This is a genomic window from Thermobifida cellulosilytica TB100, from assembly GCF_001517975.1.
GTDB lineage: Bacteria > Actinomycetota > Actinomycetes > Streptosporangiales > Streptosporangiaceae > Thermobifida > Thermobifida cellulosilytica.
In genome coordinates, this window is the sequence record NZ_KQ950180.1 from 437665 (window position 1) to 446980 (window position 9316).

8 protein-coding genes are annotated in these 9316 nt (G+C 71.8%); 2 read left to right on the plus strand and 6 right to left on the minus strand.

Annotated elements, in window-relative coordinates:
* Positions 1-87: 87 nt before the first annotated feature.
* Together AC529_RS01855 and AC529_RS01860 are read right to left on the minus strand one after the other, a co-directional pair.
* The gene (locus AC529_RS01855; RefSeq protein WP_232306524.1) at positions 88-1254 is read right to left on the minus strand and encodes a LolA-like protein; all 1167 of its coding nucleotides are present in this window, start codon (positions 1252-1254) and stop codon (positions 88-90) included.
* Between the two features lie 387 nt (positions 1255-1641).
* A complete protein-coding gene (locus AC529_RS01860) occupies positions 1642-2961 on the minus strand; it encodes an ammonium transporter (RefSeq protein WP_068753185.1) in 1320 nt (439 codons plus the stop codon).
* 420 nt (positions 2962-3381) lie between these two features.
* Between AC529_RS01860 and AC529_RS01865 the strand changes: the two genes are divergently transcribed.
* Positions 3382-4302 (plus strand): ABC transporter ATP-binding protein, encoded by a 921-nt coding sequence (locus tag AC529_RS01865; protein ID WP_068753186.1) that lies wholly within the window; start codon positions 3382-3384, stop codon positions 4300-4302.
* Positions 4292-5089: an ABC transporter permease subunit gene (locus AC529_RS01870; protein ID WP_068753187.1), complete on the plus strand. Its 798-nt coding sequence runs from the start codon at positions 4292-4294 to the stop codon at positions 5087-5089. The genes AC529_RS01865 and AC529_RS01870 overlap by 11 nt, the downstream gene beginning before the upstream one ends.
* 36 nt (positions 5090-5125) lie before the next feature.
* Here AC529_RS01870 and ftsY read toward each other — a convergent pair whose 3' ends face one another.
* The 4 genes from ftsY to AC529_RS01890 all read right to left on the minus strand — a co-directional run.
* Positions 5126-6307 (minus strand): signal recognition particle-docking protein FtsY, encoded by a 1182-nt coding sequence (ftsY, locus tag AC529_RS01875; protein WP_068753188.1) that lies wholly within the window; start codon positions 6305-6307, stop codon positions 5126-5128.
* Between the two features lie 66 nt (positions 6308-6373).
* Positions 6374-7414 carry a FecCD family ABC transporter permease gene (locus AC529_RS01880; protein ID WP_068754389.1) on the minus strand — a complete coding sequence of 347 codons (1041 nt, stop codon included), beginning with the start codon at positions 7412-7414 and terminating at the stop codon, positions 6374-6376.
* Positions 7415-7455: 41 nt separating this feature from the next.
* Complete coding sequence (locus AC529_RS01885) at positions 7456-8382, minus strand: ABC transporter substrate-binding protein (RefSeq protein ID WP_068753189.1); 927 nt, start codon at positions 8380-8382, stop codon at positions 7456-7458.
* Positions 8383-8734: 352 nt separating this feature from the next.
* Positions 8735-9316: AAA family ATPase (locus tag AC529_RS01890; protein ID WP_157080073.1), on the minus strand; the 582-nt coding region annotated here is incomplete at its 5' end.

Consider the following 9316-nt stretch of genomic DNA (forward strand, 5'->3'; position numbering starts at 1 on the left):
CTCAGGTTACCCGCCGGAGGCCCGGTGCCGCGCCGAGCGTCTCGCCGACGCGGAGCGGCCGGTCCGGACCGGACCGGCCGCCGGGGCTCAGGAGCTCTCGGCCTCCTCGCCGCCCTCTTCTGCGGTGTCGCCGCCGGAGAGGGTGGCCTCCCGCTGCTCGTTGATCGTCGCGACCAACTGCTCGCGGGCGTCCTTGGAGAGCGCCCGGGTGGACAGCAGCGCCTCGAAGTCGATCGTGTAGGTGACCGGGTTGGCGCTGGGCGCCAGCGCGTAGTCGATCGAGCAGGAGAGCTCGACGGTGCCCCCGGCCTTCAGCTCGGCGGTCTTGGTGCACGTCTTCTCGCCCAGCTCGTCGTTGTTGAAGCGGCTGTCCATGCGCACGAGGATGGAGCCCTCGGTGGCGCCGCTGGTCTCCTCGACCTTGCCGACCATGGTGCACGCGCCGCCGGTCTGGCAGTCGCCGCCGAGCTCCTCGGCCCAGGCCACTTCGAGGCGGGCGTCGCGCGCGGACTCCAGCTCCTCCCCGGCGTACTTGGCGAGGTCGTCGTAGAGCTGCTCGACGGCGGCGGTGTCGACCTCGGCGAAGCTGGCGTCGATGCGGCTGGCCACCCCCTCTCCCTCGGCCGGGGCGAGTTCCTCGATCTGCATCCGCACCAGCGTGTGCGGGGCCTCCGAGGTGATCCAGGCCGTGCCCCCGGACAGCTCGACGCGGTAGACGAGGACCCCGTCGAGCTTCTCCTCCACCGCCTCGGCGTCGGCCCCCGGGGCCTTGGTGCGCAGGCTCTCCGCGAGCCCGGCGGGGGTCAGCACGCCGCCCGGGTCGAGGCCGAACTGCTCGTGGGTGATCCGCACCCAGTTGTCGGGGTAGGCGTCGCTGTCGGGGTTGAAGACGTCGTGGGTCAGCCAGTAGTCGGAGTCGGCCTTGACGAAGAGTTTGCCGTCGGCCTCGAAGTAGCTGGCCTCCCCGCCCGTCCCTACCTGGAAGGTGCCCAGGGCCGCCCCGGCGTCGGTGACCGTGAGGGAGGTGTTCACCACGTTGCTGGTGTCCTGCGGGTCGGAGAACTGCCCCTGGAGCTGGATGGCGGGGGACTCCTCCAGCGCGGCCAGCGCCTCTTCGAAGAGGGGGGCCGCGCTGACCGGAGTCGGCGAGGGGGACGGTTCGGCGCCGCCCTGCGACCCCAGCCCCAGCAGTCCGCAGCCGGTCGTGCTGAGTACGAACACGGTCGCTGCCGCGACGGGGGTCGTCCTTCTCACTGGTCGCCACGGCATGCGAATCGCCCGCGCCATTGTGCCTCCTGGCCCTAACGAAGGGGGGTGGGGGTGTGTACTCGAGAATTTTGGACGTAGCGGAGTCCGTTCCGGTTCTGGAGGATCCGGAAACCCGGGGGATTCGGGCCGCCCGCGCCTCGTCCGCCAACCGGACGTGCGGGCCCGGTTCCGACCGGCACGGCACCGAGTCGGGTTCCGAGCCTATCCAACCCCCGGCGGTTGTTCTCGCAGCCGAGCACAGCAGAACCACGCGACAGCCGGTCCGACGCCGCGTGGGCGGACAGCAGCGTGGGGCGGCGAGGAAGATCCTCGCCGCCCCAGCCGGCCCCCATCGCGTTGCGGTGCGGGATTGCGACCTCAACGTCGGGGACGCTAGACCTGCACCTGCTTTGAGGGCTTCTCCTCGCCCGGAGGCGTCGACGAGGAGAGCTCTTCGGCGTCGAGCTCGTCGAAGGCGTAGGCGGACTCGGAGTGGAGCTCGGTGTCCAGCCCGTTGGTCTCGACGTGCTCGGGGATACGGAAGCCCATGACCAGGTCGATGCCCTTGCCGATGAGCCAGGTGACCACGAAGGAGTAGATGATCGTGGCCACGACGGCGATGAACTGGACCAGGAGGAAGGTCGGGGTTCCGCCGAAGAAGATGCCGTCGGGCGCGCCCTCGCCGACCACGGAGGAGGCGAACAGGCCCAGGGCCAGCGAGCCGATGATGCCGCCGACCATGTGGATGCCGACCACGTCGAGGGCGTCGTCGTACTTGAACTTGAACTTCCAGCTGATCGCGTAGGCGCAGACCGCACCGGCGATCAGGCCCAGGATGACGGACCAGATCGGGGTCAGGTTGGCGGCAGACGGGGTGATCGCGACCAGGCCGGCGATGGCGCCGGAGGCGAAGCCGAGCGCGGTCACCTTGCCGTAGCGGATGCGCTCGACCAGCATCCACGCGGCGGTGGCGGCGGCGGTGCAGACCTGGGTGTTGACCAGGGCCAGAGCCGCGGTCTCGTTGGCGCCGTAGGCGGAGCCGGCGTTGAAGCCGAACCAGCCGAACCACAGCAGCGCCGCACCCAGCAGGACGAACGGCAGGTTGTGCGGACGCATGGACTCGGAGCCGAAGCCCTTGCGGCGGCCCAGGACGAAGGTCAGGGCGAGCGCGGCGGCACCGGCGTTGATGTGGACCGCGGTACCACCGGCGAAGTCGACGACGCCGGAGCCGAACCAGCCCTCGAGCTGGTCGAACCAGCCGCCGCCCCACACCCAGCGGGCGACGGGGAAGTAGACGAGGAGCGACCAGAGCGGGACGAAGAGGAGCCAGGCCCCGAACTTGGCCCGGTCGGCGATGGCACCGCTGATCAGGGCGACGGTGATGATGGCGAACATCATCTGGAAGCCGACGTCGACCATGAGCGGGTAGCCGCCCTCCTCGTCGACCACGTTGATGAAGCCGCCGGAACCGAAGTCACCGAAGCCGCCGATGAAGTACGTGAGCGGACCGTATCCCTCACCGTAGGTGAGCGAGTAGCCGACCAGCACCCAGAGGATGCTGACGATGGCGATGCTGGCGAAGCTCATCAGCATCATGTTGAGGACGCTCTTGGCCCGGGACATGCCTCCGTAGAAGAAGGCCAGGCCGGGGGTCATGAGCATGACGAGTGCGGCGCTGATCAACAGCCACGCGGTCGTGCCGGTATCTAACACGTCGCCTCCACGATTATCCGTGCGGGGGATCTGCTGGTGCCAGGGAATGTGTGGTTCGCTCGGGCGCGTCTTCGGGCTCGACGACCAGTTCCACGACCGAAAGCTTCGGACCGGCGTGTTAATCGGCACGACCAAGACTGTTGCGTGCTTGTAAAGACATTGGACAGCGCGTTACGAATATGTGAATCCACCTCGTTCCGGTGGGATGCCCCGGTCTTTCGCTGCGGTTTCGGCGGCTGCACGCCCACTCTGCCGCGGATAGCGTTACCGTCTTGTTATTCCGAACGGGCCGGGCCGCGGACCTGCGGCGGGCCCGGCACCCCGGTCCGTCGGGCCCCGCTTCGCCGACCGGGCGGGGGTGCCGTGCCGCCCTTCTGGGAACACCTGTTCTGGAACCCTGTCCCGGAAGGGGGAGCCCTCGTGCACGCCGCTCCGGACCCCGTCATCGACATCCGCGGCCTCACCAAGGACTACGGCGCACACCGCGCCCTGTTCGGCCTGGACCTGAGCGTCCGCGCCGGCGAGGTCTTCGGCTTCCTCGGCCCCAACGGCGCGGGGAAGTCCACCACCATCCGCGTCCTGCTCGACCTGGTCCGCCGCTCCGGGGGCGAGGTCCGCGTCCTGGGCCTCGACCCGCGCACCGACGGCGTCGCGATCCGCCGCCGGGTCGGCTACCTGCCCGGGGACCTCGTCCTCACCAGCCGTCGTACCGCCCGCGACCTGCTCGCCTACCTCGGGGACCTGCGCGGCGGAGTGCCCGCGGCCCGCATCGCCGAGCTCGCCGAGCGCCTCGACCTGGACCTGTCGCGGCCCGTGCGCAGCCTGTCCAAGGGCAACCGGCAGAAGGTCGGCCTGGTCCAGGCGTTCATGCACCGCCCCGAGCTGCTCGTCCTGGACGAGCCCACCAGCGGGCTGGACCCGCTCCTGCAACGGGAGTTCCTGGAGATGGTGCAGGAGGTGCGGGCCGAGGGCCGCACCGTGTTCATGTCCTCCCACGTGCTCAGCGAGGTCCAGGACGTCGCCGACCGCGCCGCGGTCGTCCGAAGGGGGCGGCTCGTGGCCGTCGAGGACATGGACGCGCTGCGCCGGCGCGCCGCCCGCCGGGTGCGCGTCCGCTTCGCCGCACCCGTCGCCGCCGCCGAGTTCGCCTCCCTGGCGGGGGTGCGCGACCTGCACGTGGACGGCGACACCGTGCGCTGCGTCGTCGAGGGCAGCCCCGACGCCCTGGTCAAGCAGGCGGCCCGGCACACCGTGCTGGAGTTCGACAGCGCCGAGCCCGACCTGGAGGACCTGTTCTTCACCTACTACACCGACCGGGAGGAGAGCGGGGATGCGGCGTAGCGTGTTCGGCCGGTTCCTGCGCGACCACCTGCGCGCCCTCGTCGGCTGGGGCGTCGGCGTCGCCGCCGTGACCGCGCTGTACAGCGCGTTCTGGCCGTCGATGCGCGACTCCAGCGGCGCGATGGACGCCTACCTGGAGTCGCTTCCCCAGGGGCTGCTGGAGACGATGGGCTGGAACAGCCTCTCCACGGCCGAGGGCTACCTGGGAGCCACCGTGTTCGGGCTGCTCGTCCCGGCACTGCTGGTGATCGCCGCGGCCGTGCTGGGAGCACGGGCGATCGCGGGGGACGAGGAGGACGGGGGCCTGGAGCTCCTGCTGGCCCACCCGGTCAGCCGGACCGGCGTCCTGGTGCAGCGGTTCGCCGCCCTGACGGTGTTCGTCGCCGTCCTCGGCGCGGTCGTGTTCGGCACCCTGCTGCTCCTCGGCCCGGCGATCGACATCGGCCTGCCCGCCGACCGGCTGCTCGCCGCCAGCACCGCCGTCGCCCTGATCGGCCTGGTCCACGGCGCGGCGGCGCTGGCGGTGGGGGCGGCGACGGGCCGCCGCGCCCTCGCGCTGGGCGCCGCCGCGGTGCTGGCGGTCGTGGGCTACCTGGGCCACACCCTCGCCCGGCAGGTCGAGGAGCTGGAGTGGCTGCGGTTCGCGTCGGCGTTCCACTACGCGCTGGAGCCGGACCCGCTGGCCAACGGCTTCGACCCCGCGCCCACCGCGGTGCTGCTGGCCGTCCCGGTGGTGCTGGTCGCGCTGGGCGCGGCGGCCTTCAACCGGCGCGACGTCGGGGTCTGACCCCCTGCGGCGCGGGCGCGCCCGCGCCGCAGGGGGTCAGGAGGACTCCAGGATGGCGTCGACGAACGCCTCCGGGTCGAAGAGGGCCAGGTCGTCGGGGCCCTCGCCGAGGCCGACGAGCTTGACGGGCACGCCGAGCTCCCGCTGCACCTGGATGATGATGCCGCCCTTGGCGGTGCCGTCCATCTTGGTCAGCACGATCCCGGTGACGTTGACGACCTCGGCGAACACCCGGGCCTGGCGCAGGCCGTTCTGGCCGGTGGTGGCGTCCAGCACCAGCAGGACCTCGTCCACCTGGGCCTTCTTCTCCACGACCCGCTTGACCTTGCCCAGCTCGTCCATCAGGCCGGTCTTGGTGTGCAGGCGTCCGGCGGTGTCGATGATGACGGTGCCGGCGCCCTCCTCGATGCCCTTGGCGACCGCGTCGAAGGCCACGCTGGCGGGGTCGGCGCCCTCCCCCCTGCGGACCACCGTGGCGCCCACGCGGTCGCCCCAGGTCTGCAACTGCTCCGCGGCGGCGGCCCGGAAGGTGTCGGCCGCGCCCAGGACGACGCTGCCGCCGTCCCCGACGACGACCCGGGCCAGTTTGCCCGCGGTGGTGGTCTTGCCGACGCCGTTCACCCCGACCATCAGGATCACGGCCGGGCGGTCGCCGTGCGGCTCGGTGCGCACCGAGCGGTCCAGGTCGGGGTTGATGTGCGCGAGCAGTTCGGCGCGCAGCAGCGCGCGGACCTCGTCGGCGCTCCGGGTGCCCAGCACCTTCACCCGGGTGCGCAGCGCATCGGTGATCTGCGTGGCCGAGGTGACGCCGACGTCGGCGGTGATGAGGATCTCCTCGACCTCTTCCCAGGTCTCCTCGTCGAGCTTGTCGCCGGCCAGCAGGTTCAGCAGGCCGCGGCCGAAGACGTTCTGCGACTGGGCCAGGCGGGCCCGCAGCCGCACCAGGCGCCCGGCCGAGGGCGGGGGGAGTTCGACCTGCGGTGCCGGTGCCGGTGCCGGGACCGCGGGCGCCTCGGGCACGGCGACGGCCGTCGCCCCCTCGGCCTCCTCGTCCTCGGCGACCGCCGTGGCCCCCGCCCCCGAGCCGCCCTCGGGCCGCTCGATCTCGGGTTTCTTCTCGGCCGGTCCCACCTGGCGCCTGGGGATCACCAGCAGTGCGCCGCCGACCGCCACGAGAGCGACGATGAAGATGGCGATGACAACAATCGTGTAGTCCATAACGTCCTCAGTCTCGCAGACCCCCGCTGATTTCCCGGTATCCCCCGGGCAGGCCGCGCAGGGCTGCTAGCCCGCGCGCGACCGGGTGGCGTGCAGCACGAGGACGAAGAAGGGCGCGCCGACGAACGCGGTGACCACGCCCAGGGGGAGTTCGGCGGGAGCGACCAGGGTACGCGCCGCGATGTCGGCCACGACCAGGAACGCTCCGCCGAACAGCAGCGAGACCGGGAGGATGCGGCGGTGGTCGGGGCCGACGAGGCGGCGCACCAGGTGCGGGACCACGATGCCCACGAACCCGATCAGCCCGCTCACCGCCACGGCCGAGGCGGTGGCCAGCGACGCCGCGGAGATCACGACCAGCCGCACCGTGGCGGGCCGCACCCCCAGGCTGGTGGCCTTCTCGTCGCCGAGCGCGAGCAGGTCGAGCAGGAAGCCGCTGCCCAGCAGCACCGCCAGCGACACCGCCGCGTACGGTGCGACCAGCCGCAGGTCCTCCCAGCCGCCGTAGCCCAGGCCGCCGAGCATCCAGGTGTAGACGCGTTGCAGTTCGTCGATCCGGGACTGCTGGACGAAGGTCTGCACCGCGGTCAGGAAGGACGACACCGCCACCCCCGCCAGCAGCAGGGGGGCCGTACCGCCGCGTCCGGCGGCACGGCCCAGCAGGTAGGCGGCCATGACGCCGAGCAGGGCACCGGCGAACGCGGCCACCGGGACCAGCGGCAGCCCGGCCGGGGCCGCGCCGCCGTACACGATGACCAGGGTCGCGCCCAGCCCGGCCCCGCTGGCCGCCCCCAGCAGGTAGGGGTCGGCCAGCGGGTTGCGGAACACGCCCTGGTAGGCGGCGCCCGCGCCGGCGAGCAGACCGCCCACGAGGGCGCCCAGGACGACCCGGGGCATCCGCAACTGCACCAGGACGGCCCGCTGCCGTTCGTTCAGCGTGGACTCCACCCCCAGGAACGGCAGGTGGCTGAGGAGTTCGCGGACGATCTCGGCCGGGGTGAGGGAGGCCGCGCCCGCGCTGACCCCCAGGACCGTCGCGCCGAGCAGCGCGGCCAGTCCGACTCCCAGCCACAGCGGTCCGGGCACGGCCCGGCGTCCGGTTCCCACCCGAATCCCCGTCCGGAGGCCCGTGCGCAGGGCGGCTCCGGTCATTCGGCGCGCGCCGCCTCGACGGCTTCGGCCACGTCCTCGGCGAAGTCGACGATGCGCGGCCCCCAGCGGGAGGAGGTGTCGGGGTCCACCTCGATCACGTTGCCCTCGCGCACGGCGGTGAGCGAGTCGAAGGCGGGCCGCCCCAGCACGTCCTGCGCGCCGCCGGGGTAGGAGACGAAGATCAGGTCGGGGTCCTGGTCGACGATGAACTCCGCGGACAGTTGCGGGTATCCGCCCGCGGCGTCCTCGGCCTCGTCGGCGATGTTGACGAGGCCGAACAGTCCGTAGACCTGGCCGATGAAGGTGTCGGAGGTGACCGAGTAGAGCTGGGCGTCGATCTCGTGGTAGTAGCTCAGCCCGGCCGCGTCCTCGCCGATCCCGGCGACGAGGGCGTCGAGGCGGCCGCGCAGCTCCTCGGCCGCGGCCGCGCCCTCCTCGGCGTTGCCGGTGGCCTCGCCCAGCAGCTCCATCTGGGCGTAGGTGTCGTCCACGGTCTGGGCGGCGGGCAGCAGCAGGACCGGGATCGCCAGCTTCTCCAGTTGTTCGGTGATGTCGCTGCCGTCGTCGGAGAGCACGACCAGGTCGGGCTCGTAGTCGGCGATGGCCTCGACGTTGGGGGTGAATCCGGACAGGTCGGTGGTGGGGGCCTCCGGAGGGTGGTTGGAGTACTCGTCGACCGCGACGACCTGGTCGCCCGCCCCGACCTCGAACAGGATCTCGGTGAGGGACGGGGAGAGCGAGACGATGCGCCGGGGGGCCGTTTCCAGGGTGACCTCGCCGCGCGCGTCGGTGACGGTCACCGGGAATCCTTCGGCCGCGGCGGACTGCTCGGCGGTCGGCTGGTCGGAGGCGGAGGTGCCGCAGGCGGTGAGGACGAGGAGAAGGGGCAGCGAGAACGCCGTGAGGCTGCGTGCGGTGCGCACGGAGGGCTCCTTACAGCAGTGCAGGGAGAACAGAGCCCGCAGAAGACGGACCGTCCTTCCCACGAGGACAATGTACGTCGACGAGCGCGTGAGGCGACCTGGCTCCACCCCGTTCCCGCCGTACGGCCGGCCCGGGGTGTCACAGTTGCGGAGACAGCGCCGGTTTCGGATCCGGACTTCGCTCACGCGACGCCATCGCCCCGCTTCCGGCGCGCTGCGCCGCGGGCGGTGCGACCAGGCCATCTTAGGACTTGCCGGGTAACGTCCAACAGGCGAGTCGCGGGAGTGCGCGGACCGGTCCCGGGGTGGGCGGGGCGCCGCTCCTCGGCACCGCCCCGCCCGCCCCGGCGGGTCACTTCGTCGTGCGTTCCAGCTTCTGGCTGATCACCTGGGAGATCCCGTCCCCCTGCATCGTCACGCCGTACAGCGCGTCGGCGATCTCCATGGTGCGCTTCTGGTGGGTGATGACGATCAGTTGGGAGGAGGCGCGCAGCTCCTCGAAGATCACGAGCAGCCGTTGCAGGTTGGTGTCGTCCAGCGCGGCCTCCACCTCGTCCATCACGTAGAACGGGGAGGGGCGGGCCTTGAAGATGGCGACCAGGAAGGCCACCGCCGTCAGCGACCGCTCCCCGCCGGACAGCAGGGACAGGCGCTTGACCTTCTTGCCGGGCGGCCGGGCCTCGACCTCGACCCCGGTGGCGAGCATGTCGTCGGGCTCGGTGAGGACGAGGCGGCCCTCGCCGCCGGGGAAGAGGCGGGCGAAGATCCGGGAGAACTCCCGCTCGACGTCGGCGTAGGCGGCCGAGAACACCTCCCGGACCCGGTCGTCGACCTCCTTGACGACGGTCAGCAGGTCGCGGCGGGTCTTCTTCAGGTCCTCCAACTGGGTGGTGAGGAAGTTGTGCCGCTCCTCCAGCGCGGCGAACTCCTCCAG